We start from the raw sequence: 17,640 nt of genomic DNA on the forward strand, positions 1-17,640 counted from the left end.
GTCGGTACTCGTCGCTTCGAGACCAACTGACAGGACGACGAAAGGTGACCACGGGATGCGTCCGTTACCGATCACGGACAATCCCGGCGGAGTTCGCGGACAACTCGACGGTCACCCGTCCCGCGTCCGCCGTCACCCGTCCCGCGTCCGCCGTCACCGGCGATAGGGTCCCCGCATGTACCCGGTCCAGCGTTCCGGCCGGCGCCTCGGCCTACGTGAACTCACCGTCGACGACGTGGACGCGGTGCTCGCCGTCTACGGTGACCCCAGGGTGACGGAACACCTGTCGTTCGAACCCCGCACCCGCGAGCAGACCGGCCAAATCGTCGCCCGCTCCGTCGCGTCGGCGACGGCACAGCCCCGTACCGAGTACGCGCTGGCGGTGGTCACTTCGCCCTCCGGCCGTCTGATCGGGTTCGCCCGGCTGGCGACGGACCCGCACCAGCAGCGCGCGGCCACCATGGGTTTCGCCCTCCGCCCGGACGCCTGGGGCACCGGCCACGGCACCGAGACCGTACGCCTCCTGCTGGCCCTGGCCTTCGAGGACCTGGCCCTGCACCGCGTCTGGGGCGCCCGCTCCCCCCTCAACACCGCCTCGGCCCGCACCATGGCCGCGGCAGGCATGACGGAGGAGGGCACGATCCGCGGCCACGTCCAGAAGGCGGGCCGATGGCGGGACTCGGTGGTCCACGCGATCCTGGCGGAGGAGTGGGAGCCCCGGCCGCCCTCCTCCCCGGCGCGAGGTGGGTGACCTCGCCGTCCTGGAACGCCCCGTTGACCTGGGCGCAGCCCCGCGGCGCCCAGGGTGAACCTGGGTGCGGGCTGTGGACCCGGATCGAGTGGTTTGAACACCTCTTCCGTGTGAAGTCACTACCTCCGTGTCGCTCGTGAGCCAAGAGTGATGCGCGATGAACACTCAGAACGCGCATACCCCTGGCGTCAGCACGCCGTCCGGGAAGAGCCCCCACGCGGCGGGCGAGGAGCAGCAGCCCGCCTCCGCCACTCACGACACGTCGCACCGGCCATCGGCCCCGCGTGTCACCATGCCCTCGCGGCGCTCCGTGGTCACGGCGACCGGCGCCTCGGCGCTCGCCGTCGGGCTCACCGCCGCCTCCACCACCTCCGCGACCGCGCTCAGTCCCGCCACCGCGCCCGCCATCACACCGGCCGCGGCCCCGCCCGGCACCGACCCCGATGCGTACCGGACGGTCGCCCGCGCCGTCGTCGTCCACGACGAGGACGACAAGCCCCTGGTCCCGTCGTATGTGAAAGCCGTCAACGACGGTCTGCCCACCGGCCGGGCGAAGGCCACGAAGCGGGTCCTGATCGTCGGGGCCGGACCGGCCGGCCTGCTTGCCGCGGACCTGCTCAACCGGGCCGGCCACGACGTCGTGGTGATCGAGGCCAACGACAACCGGGTCGGCGGCCGCATCAAGACCTTCCGCAAGGGCGGTCACGAGAAGGGCAGGCAGCCGTTCGCCGACCCCGCGCAGTACGCCGAGGCCGGGGCCATGCGACTGCCCGACAGCCACCCGCTCCTCATGGCCCTGCTGGAGAAGTTCAAGCTGCCCCGCCAGGAGTTCTACCTGGTGGACGTCGACCCCGACGACCCGGCGAAGAAGACCAACCGCACCTGGATCCACGTCAACGGCATCCGCGAGCGCCGGGCCGACTACGACAAGAACCCGGAACGCGTCAACGACACCTTCAAGATCACCGGCGCCAACCGGACGAGGACCGCCGCCGCCATCCTCGCGGACGCCCTCGAACCGGCGCACCGGCTCGTGAGGGGCAAAGAGGGAACAGCCCTCGTCGACGGGTGGACCGAGGTCCTCGAGCGGTACGGACACTGGTCCATGTACCGCTACCTCACCGAAGTCGCCAAGCTCGACACCAGGACCATCGACCTGGTCGGGACCATCCAGAACCTGACCTCGCGGCTGCACCTCTCCTTCCTGCACAGCTTCCTGTCCGCCGCGCTGATCGACCCGAAGACCAAGTTCTGGGAGATCAAGGGCGGCACCGCGCTGCTCGCCGACGCGCTGTACGCGCCGGTGAAGGGAAAGGTGCGCCTCGACCGGCGCGCCGTACGCATCGAACGCGCCGGCGGCAAGGTGCGGGTGCACACCATCTCCGAGGACTGCCAGACGGGGAAGGGGGGCACCACGGAGGTCTTCGAGGGCGACGAGGCGATCATCACCGTCCCCTTCTCCGGACTGCGGCACGTCGCCTTCGACCCCCCGCTGTCGTACGGCAAGCGGCGGGCCATCACGGAGCTGCACTACGACTCCGCGACCAAGGTGCTGCTGGAGTTCTCCCGGCGCTGGTGGGAGTGGACCGAGGCACAGTGGAAGCAGGCCCTCGACACCATCGAGGACGGTCTCTACGACAAGTACCGGGCGGGCAAGGTCAGGGACGCCAGGTATCTCGGCGCGCACAAGTCCGTGAAGGACCTGGGGGTGACGATCCCCGACGCGTACAAGCACTGCTTCGCCGCTTTCCGGCCCGCCCTGGAGGGTGAGGTGGAAGCCGCGCACGTCCGCGGTGGCGGCTCCGTCAGCGACAACGCCAACCGCTTCATGTACTTCGAGCACGCCCACCCCATGGAAGGCAGCGACGGCGGCATCATGCTCGCCTCCTACAGCTGGGCCGACGACGCCCTCAAGTGGGACGCCTACGCCGACGAGGAGCGCTACCTGCGCGCCCTCGCCGGAGTGCAGGCCGTCTTCGGCCGCCGGTGCGAGGTCTTCTTCACCAGCAAGTGCCAGACCCAGTCCTGGACGCGCGACCACTACGCCTACGGCGAGGCGTCCGTGCTCTTCCCGGGCCAGCACACGGAGTTGTTCCCCGACATCCCCACCTCCGAGGGACCGCTGCACTTCGCGGGAGACCACACCTCGATCAAACCGGCCTGGATCGAGGGCGCCCTCGAATCAGCCGTCCGGTCCGCCCTGAAGGTCCACACCGGCTGACAGCGGCGGACGACACGATCCCCGCGTCCGCGTCCGCGACACCGGGCGCGGATACGGGCACGGGCACGGGCACGGATACGTGGACGGATACGGGCCGGTCCCCGTGCACCGCGAAGTCGGTGACCTGGGGTGCACGGGGACCGGTCGGCAGGAATCGGACTCACTCGCTCAGCCGGGAGAGCGACGGCGCTCGCGGGGCCACCGGGAGGCGGTCACGGCTCGGGGAAGTCGTGGCGTCCGCGGGGCGAGGGCCCTCACAGACCCAGTGCGCGGACGATGCGGGTCAGGTCGGCGGGTGCCGCCGCGAGGCGGACCGGCCGGCCCGCGTCGTCGAGTTCGGCGATGTGCCAGCTCCGGGGGACGGCGTCGCCGTCGCTGCCGCGGAGGCGTCGCACGCCCGTGGCGGTGAGCCGCTGCGCCGGGATCCGTTTCGCCGCGAACCGGCCCGGGCCGGGGTGGGGAGTGACCGCGGGCGGGCCGCCTCCGAGAACGATGTGGGTACCGAAGCCGTTCGGGTTGTAGTCGGTGGCTTCCAGGAATCGGGCGGCCAGGAACACGTCCTCGCCCAAGGGCTCCCGGGCCGCTGCCGCCGTGGCGTCTCGGGGGGTACGGACGCGGGTCGCGCGCCAGGCCCAGGTGAGAAGCCCCAGCGTGGCCAGCGACCCCGCGACCGCCCAGGTGAGGGGCACGGGAGACGCCGGCAGGCCCATGGGGTGGAGATAGCAGAGCGGCAGCAGCCACAGGGCCGTGACCACGATCACGCCCGTGAACGGGAGAGCCGACGGCAGCACCTCGTCGTCGGGCAGTCGGCGCCCGCGCCGCAGTAGCAGCACCCGGGCACCGGGCCAGCCGGCGGCGAGGGCGCACGCGGCCGCGATGACGGCCACTGATCCGGCGCTGGTGAAGTGCTCGCGCCAAACGTAATCGCCTCTGGCGACCACCCTGACCTGGTCGCGCCAGAGGGTGACTTCGACGTGGTCGCCGGGCCGGAACCCTCGGGCACTCTCGCGTGAGACCGTGAGCCGGTCCAGCGGCCGGCCGTCGGCGAAGTACAGGCTGCTCCTCCGCTTCCCCTCGCCGACCTCGGTCCGCGCGATCACGGCCGGCCGGGTGGTCAGGCACTCACCGCGTTCCGCGGAGGGCGTCACGGCGGTGCACGGGACGGCCGACGTCCACGCCTCCTTCGTCGCCCCGGTGACCGGCACGAGCCATGCGGCCAGGCCGGCTCCCGCGAGCAGCAGCAGGCACAGGCTCAGGGGCACGGCCGGGCCCCGCCCGGCGGTGCGTCTCGAGATGACGGCGAGATGGTCGGACTCCGGCGCACCGTGACGACGGTGCAGCGCGCGGAACGCCTCCAACTCCTCGTCGAAAGCCGCCCGGTCGTCGTGGGACCCGCTCACCGGCAGGGGCAGGCGTCGGGTCCGCCCGTCGCGCAGAACCACTTCGACGCGCAGGTACTCCTCCCCGTGGCGCCCGTACTGCACGTATACGCGCAGGTCGGCGATGTCCTGCCACGACATGCTCCTGCGGCGGCGCAACAACGACCGGGAGTCCAGGCCGTTCGCGTCGGCGCTCACCTTGACGGTGACCGCGTACAAGCACACGACGCCCACCAGAGCGGCCAGCAGACCCCCGAGCACCCATCCGTCCACGAGGTCACCCGAGTACGCCAGGCGCCCCCCGGCCAGGACGGCTCCGGCCACCCCCAGTCCCACCAGGAACCACAGGGGCCGCTTGTGGAGAGGGCGGCAGGTCACTTCCCGGCCAACGGTCATGCGCGGCATCGTGCCATCCGCCGTGCCACGGCCGCTTGTGCGGCATCCGGCAGCGTTCCGGCCCTCGACGCTGCCGGAGAACACGTCGTGAAGCCCAGGCCGGCCGGTTGGGCGGAGGCCGCGCGGAGGCCGGAAGGACGCCCGTCCGCCGGTGGTGGCCGCCGGAGCACGGCGTCGGGCCGGGTGGGCGGTGCGCGCGGGTCGCCGGTTTTCCTTGTGCTGCGAGGGAGTCAAGTGGGACCGCTCACCGCTCTCGCCCTCAGCCTCGCGGCCCTGACCGGGTGCGGCGGTGAGAGCGACGGGCCGGAGACCGCCGCCACCGCACCCGCACCATCGGCGACGCCCTCCCCGTCGGCTCCCACCACCGTGCCGGGCGACGGCGCGGACCCGGACGGCACGTCCTCGCCGAGCAGCTCGGCCCCCTGGGCCGGCACCAAGCAGTTCGTGCAGATCGAAGAGGCCCGGACCAGCGACGGAGGCAACGTCACCAGGCTGCAGTCGCTGTACACGTCCTGAACACGCGGGGCATGACCTCGTCCCTGCCCGCTCCTGCCGGACCGGGAGAACCTTCGACTCCAGCCGCCGACTCACGCTCGGTGCGTGGTCATGGGCGGGGCCCGTCACACGGGCAGGGCCGGCGCCGAGTCCGCTGGTGCCGGCACCGATTCTGCTGGTGCCGGCACCGAGCTTGCCGGGGCGGCTACCAGGAGAGGGCGTCCGCCGCGTTGTCCTGCCAGTAGGTGACGGTGGCGGCGCTGTTGAAGAAGACACCGCCGTTCGGCAGCGTCTGGGTCTTCTCCTTGCCGGTCGGGTTGCCGTTCCTGTCGGCGAGGACCACGCCGAGGGTCTTCGCGGTGCTGCCACCCTCGCCGTCGGGGGAGTACGTCAGGACACCCGCGTAGGCGGACTGGCCGGGCTCGAGCGTCACCACGGCCTGCGGCGTGGTCTCTTCGGCCCACGACAGCGGGGCCTGGGCGTCGGCGCCGGCCCTCAGGAAGGGGGCGCTGTAGGCGTAGCAGGGCTTGGCGCCGGTGTTGGTGGCCTTGACCAGCAGGTGGTTGACCGGACGGGGTGCCTCGGTGACGGTCAGCTTCATGTTCGCCGCAGTGCAGGTAACGACCGAGGGCGCCTGCTTCGTGGCGGCGGAGGCGGTCCCGGCGGCCTGGACGCCGACGAGCGCGAGGGCGGCGGTGACGACCATGGAGGAGGCGGCCGTGCGGGAGAGGAAACGAGTGGCGATACGCATGAGTGGACTGCTTTCTCTGAGCATCAGGAGGACGGTCTCCTGATCGCGGTCTGCCGGTCGGCTCTTGTCCCGGCCGTACTGCCCGGGGCGCGGAAGAGCGCGCCGAAGCGCGGGCATGAGACAGGAGCGGAGTGGAGCTGATCACCGAGCCCGGCGAGGCGCCGTGCCTGGATGACCCAAGCCTGGGCCATGCGGCGTCCCATCCGCCGTCCCCTCGGCGATCGCGGGACGCTGGGATGCGTGAACCGGCCCTGACCTGGTGGAATGGGACTGCCCTGGGAAGCCGGAATGGAATGGTCCACGGCTGGGACGGCTCAGGGGATCGCTGAGCATGAGCGCCAGGAGACGGCGGGTCGTCCGGATGCTTCGGTACGCGGGTCGGCGGTGGACCGCGGTGGCCCGCGATGGCCGGCGGCGATGACGGCGCCGCGGAGTACGCGACCGCGCGACCACCGGCCGGTAACGAGCGAGGAGTCCGGGCCGGGACGGCCCTTGGCGAGGAGGCGAGCCGATGGCAGATCGCCCGGAAGCCGTCGGACGACGCCTGGAGCCGGATCAGGCGGTGACCAAGCGCCGGTTCACCGAGCCGCGTTCACGCATGGGCGGCCAGCACTGCCGCGAGGCCCTCTCGCAGGTCCTTGACGAAATACCGGGGAACCTCCAGCGACGGAAAATGGCCCCCGTTGTCAGGCGACTCCCATCGGACGATCTGCCGGTACCGCTCCTGTGCCCAGGGGCGCGGACACTTCTCGATGTCGCGGGGATACATAGTGATTGCCGACGGGACGTCGACCCGGAGCTCCGGGTCCAGTGAATTGTGGCTCTCGTAGTAGATGCGGGCCGCCGATGCGCCGGTCCGAGTCAGCCAGTACAGGGTGACGTCGTCGAGAATCCTGTCTCTGGAAATCGTCTCGAACGGGCTGTCTTCCGTGTCCGACCACTCGGCGAACTTGTCAAGGATCCAGGCAAGAAGCCCGACCGGCGAGTCGACGAGCGAGTAGCCGATGGTCTGCGGCCGGGTCGCCTGCTGCTTCGCGTACGCCGCGCGGTGGCTCCAGAAATCCCGGGTTTCCTCGGTCCACTCGCGCTCGACCGCTGTCAGCCCGTCCGTTGTCAACCCGGGCGGCGCCTCCGCGAACAATGTGTGGATGCCGAGGACGTGCGCCGGGAACCTGCCGGCGAGAACCGTGGTGATATTGCCTCCCCAGTCACCGCCGTGGGCCACGAACTTTCTGTAGCCGAGCCTTCCCATCAGTTCCACCCAGGCGGCCGCGATCCTTTCCGTCCCCCATCCGGTGGTGGCCGGCTTGTCGCTGTAACCAAACCCTGGCAGCGACGGGACCACGACGTGGAACGCCGGCGCGTCCGCGTCTCCCGGATCCGCCAGTTCCTCCACCACGTCGATGAACTCGGCGATGCTGCCGGGCCAGCCGTGCGTCAAGATCAGAGGAGTGGCGTCCGCGCGCGTGGACCGGCGGTGCAGGAAATGGATCCCCAGACCGTCAATGACCGTACGGAACTGGCCGATCCGGTCGAGGCGCTCCTCGAACGACCGCCAGTTGTACCCAGTGCGCCAGTAGTTCACGACCTCGACGAGGTCGGCGAGAGGAACGCCCTGTTCCCATCGGCGAGAGCCGGACGCGGCGCGACGGACCGTCTCGGCTTCCGGCAGCCGCGCCGCGGCCAGTCGCGCGCGCAGATCGTCGAGGTCGGCGTCAGTCGCGTGGGCTTCGAATGCTCGCACGTCGCTGGTTGGGCGGGGCATGGGACCTCCTGGGCATCACGGAACCGTCTAAGGCGGTTCTAGCACCCTCTGCCCTGACGGGCAACCAGCTAAGGTGGTTCCATGCATGGTGAGGTTCCTGACTTCCGTCTCGGTAACGTGCTGGCGACCAGCTTCACGGCGACTCTGACGGAACGTCGCGGCGACGCTGTGGAGCGCATTCCCACGCCGCGGCGACTCGTCGACTGGCTGGCGGTGAACGGCCTGGCCGTGGAGTCCTGCACCCCCGCGCAACTCGACCTCGCGCGAGCCCTGAGGGAGTCGATCCACGCCGCCGCGACAGCGGCCGCGATCCAGGAACCTCTCCCCGCGTCCGCTGTCCAAGTCATCAACGACCGCAGCGTTCAGGGGCGGGCCGCCGCTGTGCTGACGCCCGAGGGAAATCGTGAATGGCGACTCGGCTCGGCTGCCCGCGTGGAAGACGCCCTCAGCGTGATCGCCGCCGACGCGATCAGCGTCATCGCAGGCGAACGAGACGGAAAACTGGCCTTGTGCGCGTCACCGACCTGCCAGGCCGCCTTCTTCGACACCAGTCAAAGTCGCACCCGCAAATGGTGTGAGATGAACACGTGCGGGAATCGCCAGAAGAAGGCACGCTTCAATGCCAAACAGCGCAGTACCCCAAGACCGACGGAGTGATGAAGCGGCCCGCACCATCAGCGTCGGGTAGGAGGGCCGGGGAGCTCGACCTCGACGAGGACCCGGCCGGCCGTCCAGGCGCTCAGCTCTTCGCGAGGTGCTGGGAGGGCCGGTGCCTGTCTGGCGACAGGTCCCAGGGGCGAGCCACAGCCGTACTGTGCTCGCTCGCCCGGCGTCCCGCGCGGAACTCGGCCCGTGACTGTCCCTCTCATCAGCCATGCGAACGTTCTGCTGCCCGTGCCGACAACTGCGACTTGGCTGCAGGCGCGAACGGGCGCGGGGGTGTGTCCGCCGGCACCGGGCTGCTGGGCGGTGCGGGGACGTCGCGGCAAGCCCTCGGAAGTAAGAGACGTTAAGGGAGTCGCGATACGTCTCCTCGGCGACCAGGAGGCGACCGGTTGTCCATGCACCCTCCCTGATCCCCTCCTTCAGCCGGGATGCCCGGCTGCTAGCGTCCGGCACCATGTGGGCTCAAGAGATCGTGGCCGGCCGACCGGCATGGCGGCACACCCCTTCCGGAGTGGTCTTCCGGGCTGTTCCCGGTGGGACGTTCCGGATGGGCCCGTCCGACGCGGAACTGGACGCGGTCCGTGCCATCGAGCGGGCCGACGGCGCCGATGACGACCTCGACGCGTTCTTCACCGGCGCTGACCGGGCCCGGCCGGTGCGGGAAGTGCGGGTCGAGCCGTTCCTTATCGCTCGGCATCCGCTCACGGTGACGCAAGTACGGCACTGGCTGCCCGAGTACGAGGACAGCTTCACCGAATCGGATTCGGGCACGGCCCGGATCGAGGACGACCTGGACGATCTGCTCGGGGCGTTGCCCTTCCGGGTGCCCAGTGAGGTGGAGTGGGAGTACGCCGCCCGGGCAGGCACGACGACTCTCACCTTCCGCGGAAACGGGAGGCCGGACGAGGATCAGGTGCTGGACGACTTCGCCGACGAAGAGTGCACCGCCGCGGCCGAGAACGCCTTCGGGCTGGCGGCGATGGGGTCGGCGAATGAAATCTGCGCCGACGTGTGGATTCCCCATTTCACGGACGCGCCCGCGGACGCACGCCCGCGCACCGGGGATGGACCGCGGGTGGTGCGGGGAGGCGGCGGCGACCTCTCTCCGTGGCAGGGTTGCGACGAGTGGCTGCTGTTGCTCTCCGCCACCCGCTACGAGCTCCAGGACTTCACTGCGGTCCGCCCGGTCGCACCCGTGCCAACCCACTAGCGGCAAGTCGGCGGACTCGACCCGGGGAGAGCGCGCCCTGGGGCTCCAGCACAGCGACGCCGCCTGTTCCGGCCGTCTGAGAAACTGCCGACGAGACGGGGACAGCCCAAGGGGTGGGGATGTTGTTCTTGATCGCTGGGCTGGCGATGGTCATGGCGGCCATCGCGTGGGCAGTCCTGGGAGTGCACGCCTTGCTTCTTGGCCGTATGCCGGGGCAGTGGCTCCCTCGGCTGGTGCGGCAACCGAGGCTGTGGGGAGCGGGAGCCCTGCTCATGCTGGTGAGCTGGAATCTCGGCTCGCCGTCGCTACTCGTGGTCCGAATCGGGATCGTCGCGCTGGGGCACGTCACGAAGCCCACGCGCTGACTCGGCCAGTCGGCACGGTAGGCGACTGGAGCCAAATGCTGCCGTCAAGACGGCGCGGACCATCGTCTGCCCGGTCCGTCCCGCCCGGTGCCCTCGGCAGACCTTGAACCGGCGATACCCGCTTTAAAAGTTCGATCTACGCCCGCTCCTGGTGCGGCCATCACCTGGTCCGACGGCCCGTCCGAGGCTGCTGTCGTATGCCGCCGTCCGGCCTCGTTGATGTCAACCGTGGATGTCAGACGGAGCGGGGAACGATGCTCACCGCCCGGTAGTCGTACCCGTCCTGCTTGAAACCGGGCGCTTCCCAGGTGAGATCGACCTGCTGCCCTGGTGACAGCGTGCGGAAGCCGGGCGCCTGAATGTCGGAGAAGTGGCCGAAGCACCCTCCGGGAGTCTCGGGCGAGTCGAGGACACCCCAGCCCTCCTCCTCGCTCCACTCACGCACCGTCGCGGTCACGACCGCGGTGTCCCTAGGCGTCCCTCGGCGGCGACCCATCGGCCTCTCCCTCCGTGCTTTCCCGGTTGATCGGGGTCTCGTAGACGATCTCGCAGTGAGCCGCGGGCATCATGATGTCCGCTGTCTCCACGGGCCGACCGTCGTCGCTGTAGTACCTCCGCCGGGTGTGCGTAACAAGCGCACCCTTCTGGACGCCGAGCAACGAGGCCTCCTCGGTGGTCACCTGCCTCGGCTCCGGCTGCTCCACGGGGTGGCTCCGGCAGGACCGCCAGCGTGCCGGACGCGATGCTGTATGGCTCCCAACTCGTGGACACGAGAACGGGCTTGCCGTCGGCCAAGTACTCGTACAACGTGCGTACGCAGTAGTCCGCCTCGGTGATCTCCAGGCGAGCTGCGATGGTGCCGGAGCCGGCACCATCGCTTCGGCCAAGGCCCCTTCTTGCCGAGTGCGGTCTCCCAGGCCGAGGCGGACCTCGGACCACCGTCGCCCAAGTCGACGAGCTCGCCGACGCGATCGGCATCCGCTGGCGGCTCATGGTCTACCTCGGCGCTTACGGTCCGATGCGGCCGGAGGAGCGGAGCTGGCCGGCCTCTGCCGTAGGGACGTCGACGTCGACAACCTCGTGGTCCGCGTGCGGGTCGCCGAGCCGGAGCGGACCAACGGCAAGTGGGCCCCCGGGCCGACCAAGTCCGACGCGGGTGCTCGCATGGTCGTCCTCTCGCCCTTCCTCCGGAAGGAGGTGAAGCGACACCTCGACTGGTTCGCCGAGAAGGGTCCGGACGGGTTGGTCTTCGTGGGGGAGAAGGGTGCGGCCTTCCGGCGGACGACGTTCGGGCGGAAGTGGCGGCGGGTTCGTGAGGTCGCTAGCCTTCCGGACGGCTTCCGCTTCTACGACCTTCGCCACACCGGACACACTCTGTCCACCCACTCGGGCGTCACCCTCCGAGACACGATGGTGTGCCGGCCAGTCCTCCGAGAGGCGGCGCTGATCTACCAGCACTCCGACGACGACCGGCAACGGGAGGTCGCCGCCGGGCTCGACGAGCTCGTGCGCGCCGAACGTGCGAAGCACCACACCGACCGGCCGTGCGGCACCAGCTCACTGGTCTGGACAATAAAGAACCCCCGGGTCGATGACCTGGGGGTTTCGCATGGAGCGGGTGACGAGAATCGAACTCGCACTCTCAGCTTGGGAAGCTGCGATCATTCGAGACCAGTTTGGGTGCTGACCTGCGCGAACGGTGCGGGTGTCGCCTCGTCGGCCTCGGCGGCTTTCACCGTGGTTCCCCGCTGTTTCCCGCTCCGTCTGGTGCGCTTGTGGTGCGCGGCTGACGACTGATCGGAATCTCGTAGACGATCTCGCAGAGTGCGGCGGGCACCAAGATGTCCGCGGTCTCTACGGGCCGCCCCTGGTCGCTGTAGTACGTCCGTCGGATGTGCGTGACGAGCGCGCCCTTCTGGACGCCCAGGAGTGAGGCCTCCTCGGCGGTCGCCTGCCTCGGCTCCGGCTGCTCCACGGCGTGGCTGACGGTGATGCCGATCTCCGCCATGCGGTTCACGACCCCTGCCCCCGCGTGCGGCCCTCCCTCGGGGAGGACAACGAGCGTGCCGCCGGTGAGGTCGTACGGCTCCCAGCTCGTCGACAGCTGCACCGGCCGGCCGTCGGCGAGGAACTCGTACGCCGTCCGCACGCACAGCTCACCCTCGGCGATACCGAGGCGCGTGGCGATCTCCGCCGGTGCCGGAACCTTGGCCTCGGTCCGGCTCTCCCAGTCGCCCTGTCTGCCCACGGCCTTCATGTCCGCCCGGAACGGGGAGCCGCTGGGCTGCTCGCGCGCCGACGACCGGACCACCCGTACGCGTTGCCGTGGCTCGGCGACGTAGGTGCCGGAACCCGCGCGACCCTCCAGCACACCTTGGGAGATCAGCAGCTCCTGTGCCCGGCGCACCACGTTGTCGCCGACGCTGTACTCCTGGCCGATCTGGGCGCGGGAGGGCAGGCGGTCTCCCGGCTCCCACACGTGCTCCGCGATCCGCCGCCGCAGTTCGTCGGCGATGCGGAGGTAGGGCGGCTGCTCAGGCATATGGAAAATCTAGTCCACTAGCTCTAATCTAGTTAACTAGCTTCACTCAAAGTGATCGCCGAGTGACGGAGGCTCCCCTGTGCCCGCTTCGCGAGTGAGCGCGGAAGCCATCGCTGCCCGGTTATCGGCGGTCGGGCTCACCACACGCGTGGAGGAGCGCGACCGGTGCACGTCGGTCGAGGCGGAGGTGCCGGAATCGCTCTCCGCCGAGTCCTGGCGGGAGGTCCTGGAAGCGGTGGCTGAGGCCGACCGATTCGGGCTTCACGCCACCAGCTTGAACGGCCGCATCCTCTGGGCGGTCGTACACAAAGCGGTCCCCACGACGGGCCATGTCGGGGGACCGAGCTACCAGCTATAAGGAGCTGAGCAGCGTGCTCAACCGTATCCGCCGTGCCGTCTCGCTCACCAGGGCGCGGTACTTCCCCAGGGGCAGGCACCGCCGCGCCTTAACGCCGTCCCGGACGACCGTAGCGACGCCTCCCGCGCTCGCCGCTGGACCGCCGGCAGGCCCGGAATGGATGCCGGACACCGCTGACCGCCTTCACCTGCTCGTGGGCGAGGAGAACGCGCTCGTCCGCCCGTACGTGCTGGCCTGGGAGGAGCATGCACGGCAGCGTTCGGTGATCGTGGCGCCGCGCCTGTCGGCTGAGGCGTGGTCGGCCGTGGCGGGGGTCCGCTGATGCCTTCTCGCCGCTGCCCCCGCATCTCGGAAACCTCGGCTACTGCCTACCGGTCGATCGCATGCCGGATTGGCACCCACGCCACCTGTGCGGACGCCTCACCGGCCTTGGCGCCGACCGACCTGCCGGTGATCTACGAGACGTGCGACTGCCCCTGCCACTCGGCGCCGGACCACTCCTCACGACCGGCGGTGAAGCGGTGAGCAACTGGGCCCCCGGCGGCGCGCTCGCATCCAACATCGAGATCACCGCCGCCACCGTTCTGCGGGGCGACATCATCCAAGTCGGCGGACAGGCATGCCGAGTGAGCGACCTCTTCCAACTCCCCCAAGGCGCCAAGCAACTTCTCTTCGAGTCGGGAGAACTGCTGACCATCAACGGACGGACCCGACTCCTCGCTGTGAGAATGGTGAGAAGGCGGTGACGGAACCCATGACGTCGCGTCGCCTCGTCGTCGCCGACGACCTGAGGCGCCAGATCACGACCGGGCGCCTCGGACCCGGCGATCGGCTTCCGTCTGAGACTGCTCTGGCCGACCGGTACAAGGTCAGCACGGCGACACTCCGGAGTGCTCTCGCGGTCCTCCAGGGAGAAGGCCTCGTCGAGAAGATCCACGGCAAGGGAAACTTCGTCCGCCGACCACTGCGCAAGATCACGTACGTCGGCGGATGGGGAACGCTGGATCCTCGGACCGCCGCAGACGCGAATCTGCGCGTCACGGTTCGCACTACCCCGATCAACGCACGAGGGCACCTGACAGCGCTGCTGAGAGTCGCTGACGGAAGCCCACTGACCGAGTTCCTTCACCTCAGCTACGAGGGGGCGTCCCCGCACAGCCTGGCCCGCATCTACGTACCGCAAGATCTGACGCCGACCACGGCATTCGGGGACCGGCCCTCAGGAACGTGGGTGGAGGCCGGCTTCTTTGTGCCGGATCCGCCGCCGGCCGAAGTCCGCGAGACGGTGTCCGCTCGGCTCCCCACACCGGATGAGGCGTCAACCCTGCGGATCAGCACAGCCGTGGCTGTCCTCGCAATCACCCGAGTTGCGGCAGACACGCTCGGGCGAGTCGTTGAAGCGGCGCTGCTCGTGTTCCCGGGTGATCGTGTCGACGCCGTCTTCAGCACCCACCACGTGATCGACGAAAGGCAGGCGCAAAGATGACGCCGCAGAGCGAACTGCGACTCCTCCCGTGGTCGGGACCGGACGGCAAGCCTTGCTATCTGAGCACCGATGGCAGCGGCGGCTACATGTCCCGCCTGGCGGACAACATCGAAGCAGTACAGCTCGGGACGGCAACCGATCTTCTGGAACGGGCCTCGGGAGTCCTCGGCGACCAGGACGCTGACCCCGATGACCTGCGGCTCATGCTGACCGAACTGACCGGAGCCCTACGAGACGTGCTCCGTGTAGCAACCAGCCGCGGTCACCTCCTGGCGGTGAGCGAACCCCACTCCTGAGGGAGGCGTCGTCACGGGCGCTGCCTGCGGCGACACTCACAGGCCCGTCTACTGATCACCGGCCCCGCTGACCATCGGGACTGAAGAAGCCCACGGCTCTGACCAGTTCGGATGCCGTGGGCTTCTGTCTTTGTCGGTCGGTGTCGGGTGGCCTCGGACGGCCCAGGGACGGCCCAACCTGGCAGCTGGGCTGAGTCGCCTCTGTTGTCAGTGTGTGCGGCTATGGTGCGTTCGCCATCGACGGCATCGCTCTGGGAGGGGCCTTGGGAGCCAAGACGGGACTGCTGGTGTACGCCGACGGCGACGTGCCGGAGTTGCTGCGGCAAGTGGACGCGGCAGACCTGGACCGGACGACCGCCATGATGAGGCGGCTCTACCCGGGCTGGAAGATTGAGGAGTGCGGGGGCTCGAATCTCTGGGACGGTGTCTACCCCCCGAAGGGAAGGACGTACGCGGCCAGCTGGCCGGGCGTGGATGTCATTGGCGACCAGAGGGTGATGGTCGACGCTCCCTCCCAGCTCCCGGAACACCTCGTGGCTGCAAGCGCCGGCCGACGGCTCGTCCTACACGCGATGCACAGCGTCGTCGACTGGCTGGCGTTCGCCGTATGGGAGGACGGGCGCCTTGTCCGCTCCCTGAGCCTGTCTCCGGAAAGCGGCATCATCGAGAACATCGGCGAACCGCTCCCCTTCGAACTGCCCTACTGGGCCGGAGACCGCCCGGCCGACATCGTCCCGTGGCCCGGAGAGGAGGAAGAGCCCTATGCCCTGCCCTTTCACCCCTTGGACCTGGGCGAAGAAGCGTTGCGTGCGCTCTGCGGCTTCATCCAGGAAGGCCGTTCGCAGCCCAGTGATGTCGATGCGGAGGCCATCGCGTTGTACGGATTCCAAGTACGAGACTCACACGGGTCTGATCGCAACGAGCAGGAAGCGGCGGTGCGGACGGCGGTTGAAGCGATGCAGCCGCTGCGCGTCGATACGCTGGGGCCTGATGACTCGTTGATCGAACGCGACGGCCTGTAGCTCAGCTCAGCCACAACTGATCACCGGCGGCCGTGACCTGCGGCCGCCTTATCGATCAACGCCGTGACCTGCTGCTGAGCTGTCGGTAGCTGTCGACGTTGGTCAACGCTGAGCGCCCTTCCACGGCCCTAGGACGGCCCGGGAGGGCGCTCGTGCATGAGCGTGTCCTGACTGCTGGCGCCTGCCCGCCTGTCTACTTGCTTCTACCTTGTGCGCTTAGGATGACCTCGAACGCCAGGAACCGAACGAGCTCAATGTCCGGCCATAGAGATTCAGCCTCTTCACTTTGTGGCAGCAGTGCCGGAACGCTCTCGAATTTTGGGTCATCCTTGGCGTGCACAATCCGGTTTCGAATTCTGTAAACCCGGTCTGCAACTTGATGCGATAGAGGCTTGTTTCGATTTTCGGGATTTATGCTGTCGAGAATGCCGTGGATTGGCCCGTGCTTCGTGAAGTGCTTCCCCCAGTCGCTTTCAGTGAAAAATTCTACGAGGCTCGCTCCTCGTACGAATTCTTCCAGGAGAGTCCTCAGCTGCATAGATTCCGATACTGCCGCCGCATTTTCGCCGACCGTTAGAATTCGCATCAGAAACTTGTCGTCGCGACGATCGAACCGCGGGTCTGACAGCTCCAGTTCTAGTTTTCGAATTGCGCTCCGACGTGTCGCAAGCGGGAAGAAATTTTCTAGCACTTGATAGTAGGAGAGGAATGACAGAGGTGGGTTTCCTGACGCGCTCCCTGCAAATCCGAAGAGAACGGAAACTTCTGGGTCGACTTTCGTTTGAGGGAAACGTACGACCCTGTTGGGGCGAGCGCGCCGCAAGGGGCGGCGATCAGATTTCGATGGCCATCGAGCGACACGGGCCTTGATGTTGTTTCGCACGTCAAGTTCGTAGATGAGAGAGTTGATGATCGGCTCGGCCTCGTTTTCGATCTCAGCTACGGTCATCTCTCGACCGAAATCGATCTTCAGGCTTGCGAGGTACCTGGGGCGGACTGTAAAGCCTTCATTGGCGAGAACGTGGCAGGCCGGAGATGGGCTGGAGAGCTCCATACAGCAGCGTTTGTCGACAAGGTGCAGCCTAAACTGCCCAATGGTGCCTCCGGCTCGCGGGAGTGTGAGGGTAGGGAAAGCGCTTTGACTGCTTTCGCTATGCTTGCTGCAAGTGTCAAAGTCGTCTGTGACGAGCCTACTGAATGAGCGAGCGAGCTGGTCCCGAATCATGATTTGCGTGTTCGGGCGTAGCAGAACTTCGATGTACCCCTGGCCTTCGAGTACGATACCGGCCCACCGCGGTGAGATGCGTGGCTTTTCGCTCAGTTGCTCAAGTAGTTCTGCGGCTCGATCGCGGGGCAGGTGGACTACATCTGACGTGCTGCCGTCCCACTTCGGGTTCGGCTGAAAGATAAGACGAGATCTCTGAATCTGCTTGAAATCGATTTCGTAACTGGCAAGCTTTCGAATTAGGGTCTTTTCTAGATCTGTGGGTGCGCCAGGATCTGACCGTACGGTTCCGCCTTCTTCTTCACTGGTCTCCTCCAAAACTTCTTCTTCGGCGTCCGGCCAATCGCCCCCGGCGCTGTCGTTAGCTGCGTCGTGACCTGTCATGTTTCCCCCCACCCGCTTGTGCTTGTGTTGGTAGATCGTAGTGGCAACGACGGGTCGGTGGAGCGGCTTTGGGCTGGAGCTGCTTTGGGGCGAGTGATCTTGGCCCCGTAAGCTGATGGCGAGTCGGGCAGTCTGTGGACCTGCCCGTTAAAGCACGACGTTGGGGCCAAGATCTTAGAGGCTCGCCCCAAAGTGGCTGCCTAACTGCCTGTTCTCTATCCGCTCGCGTGGTCGGGCAGGTTCGAACGGGGTCCTGATTCGGATGAGTTGTCCGGGTCGGGTGCATGAAGGAAGGGCCTCTTGGTAGCTCGCGGATGTCGAGTCCAGC

17 protein-coding genes and 2 pseudogenes are annotated in these 17,640 nt (G+C 68.2%); 12 read left to right on the forward strand and 7 right to left on the reverse strand.

Annotated elements, in window-relative coordinates; genetic code table 11:
* Positions 1-175 precede the first annotated feature (175 nt).
* Positions 176-751, forward strand: coding sequence for a GNAT family N-acetyltransferase (locus tag QC283_RS38050; RefSeq protein ID WP_279566362.1), 576 nt, complete (start codon positions 176-178; stop codon positions 749-751).
* A 157-nt stretch (positions 752-908) separates the two neighbouring features.
* On the forward strand, positions 909-2,972 hold the full coding sequence (locus QC283_RS38055; RefSeq protein ID WP_279566363.1) for a flavin monoamine oxidase family protein: 2,064 nt from the start codon (positions 909-911) through the stop codon (positions 2,970-2,972).
* Between the two features lie 254 nt (positions 2,973-3,226).
* On the opposite strand, the gene QC283_RS38060 is transcribed toward QC283_RS38055, so the two are convergent.
* Positions 3,227-4,747 carry a PH domain-containing protein gene (locus tag QC283_RS38060; protein ID WP_279566364.1) on the reverse strand — a complete coding sequence of 507 codons (1,521 nt, stop codon included), beginning with the start codon at positions 4,745-4,747 and terminating at the stop codon, positions 3,227-3,229.
* 234 nt (positions 4,748-4,981) lie between these two features.
* On the opposite strand from QC283_RS38060, the gene QC283_RS38065 reads away from it, so the two are divergent.
* A complete protein-coding gene (locus tag QC283_RS38065) occupies positions 4,982-5,263 on the forward strand; it encodes a hypothetical protein (protein ID WP_279566365.1) in 282 nt (93 codons plus the stop codon).
* Positions 5,264-5,447: 184 nt separating this feature from the next.
* On the opposite strand, the gene QC283_RS38070 is transcribed toward QC283_RS38065, so the two are convergent.
* Together QC283_RS38070 and QC283_RS38075 are read right to left on the reverse strand one after the other, a co-directional pair.
* Positions 5,448-5,993 carry a DUF4232 domain-containing protein gene (locus QC283_RS38070; protein ID WP_279566366.1) on the reverse strand — a complete coding sequence of 182 codons (546 nt, stop codon included), beginning with the start codon at positions 5,991-5,993 and terminating at the stop codon, positions 5,448-5,450.
* Between the two features lie 592 nt (positions 5,994-6,585).
* Complete coding sequence (locus QC283_RS38075; protein ID WP_279566367.1) at positions 6,586-7,758, reverse strand: epoxide hydrolase family protein; 1,173 nt, start codon at positions 7,756-7,758, stop codon at positions 6,586-6,588.
* 81 nt (positions 7,759-7,839) lie between these two features.
* Between QC283_RS38075 and QC283_RS38080 the strand changes: the two genes are divergently transcribed.
* On the forward strand, positions 7,840-8,415 hold the full coding sequence (locus QC283_RS38080) for a CGNR zinc finger domain-containing protein (protein WP_279566368.1): 576 nt from the start codon (positions 7,840-7,842) through the stop codon (positions 8,413-8,415).
* Between the two features lie 556 nt (positions 8,416-8,971).
* The gene (locus QC283_RS38085; RefSeq protein ID WP_279566369.1) at positions 8,972-9,634 is read left to right on the forward strand and encodes a formylglycine-generating enzyme family protein; all 663 of its coding nucleotides are present in this window, start codon (positions 8,972-8,974) and stop codon (positions 9,632-9,634) included.
* 600 nt (positions 9,635-10,234) lie between these two features.
* Here QC283_RS38085 and QC283_RS38090 read toward each other — a convergent pair.
* A complete protein-coding gene (locus QC283_RS38090; RefSeq protein ID WP_279566370.1) occupies positions 10,235-10,495 on the reverse strand; it encodes a cold shock domain-containing protein in 261 nt (86 codons plus the stop codon).
* A pseudogene (locus QC283_RS38095) lies at positions 10,470-10,880 on the reverse strand (UTRA domain-containing protein); the annotation flags it as partial. The gene QC283_RS38090 and the pseudogene QC283_RS38095, both read right to left, overlap by 26 nt.
* Positions 10,881-10,936: 56 nt before the next feature.
* Here QC283_RS38095 and QC283_RS38100 point away from each other — a divergent pair.
* Positions 10,937-11,526: pseudogene (locus QC283_RS38100) on the forward strand (tyrosine-type recombinase/integrase); the annotation flags it as partial.
* Between the two features lie 205 nt (positions 11,527-11,731).
* On the opposite strand, the gene QC283_RS38105 reads toward QC283_RS38100, so the two are convergent.
* Positions 11,732-12,541: a GntR family transcriptional regulator gene (locus QC283_RS38105; protein ID WP_279566371.1), complete on the reverse strand. Its 810-nt coding sequence runs from the start codon at positions 12,539-12,541 to the stop codon at positions 11,732-11,734.
* Between the two features lie 79 nt (positions 12,542-12,620).
* Between QC283_RS38105 and QC283_RS38110 the strand changes: the two genes are divergently transcribed.
* From QC283_RS38110 to QC283_RS38135, 6 genes are all read left to right on the forward strand, one after another.
* Entirely contained in the window at positions 12,621-12,899 is a 279-nt protein-coding gene (locus tag QC283_RS38110; protein WP_279566372.1) for a hypothetical protein, read from the forward strand.
* A gap of 160 nt (positions 12,900-13,059) precedes the next feature.
* Positions 13,060-13,221: a hypothetical protein gene (locus QC283_RS38115; protein WP_279566373.1), complete on the forward strand. Its 162-nt coding sequence runs from the start codon at positions 13,060-13,062 to the stop codon at positions 13,219-13,221.
* A gap of 199 nt (positions 13,222-13,420) precedes the next feature.
* Positions 13,421-13,645, forward strand: coding sequence for a hypothetical protein (locus QC283_RS38120; protein ID WP_279566374.1), 225 nt, complete (start codon positions 13,421-13,423; stop codon positions 13,643-13,645).
* Between the two features lie 8 nt (positions 13,646-13,653).
* Positions 13,654-14,385: a GntR family transcriptional regulator gene (locus QC283_RS38125; protein WP_279566378.1), complete on the forward strand. Its 732-nt coding sequence runs from the start codon at positions 13,654-13,656 to the stop codon at positions 14,383-14,385.
* A complete protein-coding gene (locus QC283_RS38130; RefSeq protein ID WP_279566375.1) occupies positions 14,382-14,681 on the forward strand; it encodes a hypothetical protein in 300 nt (99 codons plus the stop codon). The genes QC283_RS38125 and QC283_RS38130 overlap by 4 nt, the downstream gene beginning before the upstream one ends.
* A gap of 263 nt (positions 14,682-14,944) precedes the next feature.
* Positions 14,945-15,703 carry a DUF6928 family protein gene (locus QC283_RS38135; protein ID WP_279566376.1) on the forward strand — a complete coding sequence of 253 codons (759 nt, stop codon included), beginning with the start codon at positions 14,945-14,947 and terminating at the stop codon, positions 15,701-15,703.
* Positions 15,704-15,896: 193 nt separating this feature from the next.
* Here the strand turns inward: QC283_RS38135 and QC283_RS38140 are convergent, their stop codons facing one another.
* A complete protein-coding gene (locus QC283_RS38140) occupies positions 15,897-17,312 on the reverse strand; it encodes a hypothetical protein (protein ID WP_279566377.1) in 1,416 nt (471 codons plus the stop codon).
* Positions 17,313-17,640: the final 328 nt, after the last annotated feature.

The organism is Streptomyces sp. DH41 (assembly GCF_029813785.1).
In the GTDB taxonomy this organism is placed as follows: Bacteria; Actinomycetota; Actinomycetes; order Streptomycetales; family Streptomycetaceae; genus Streptomyces.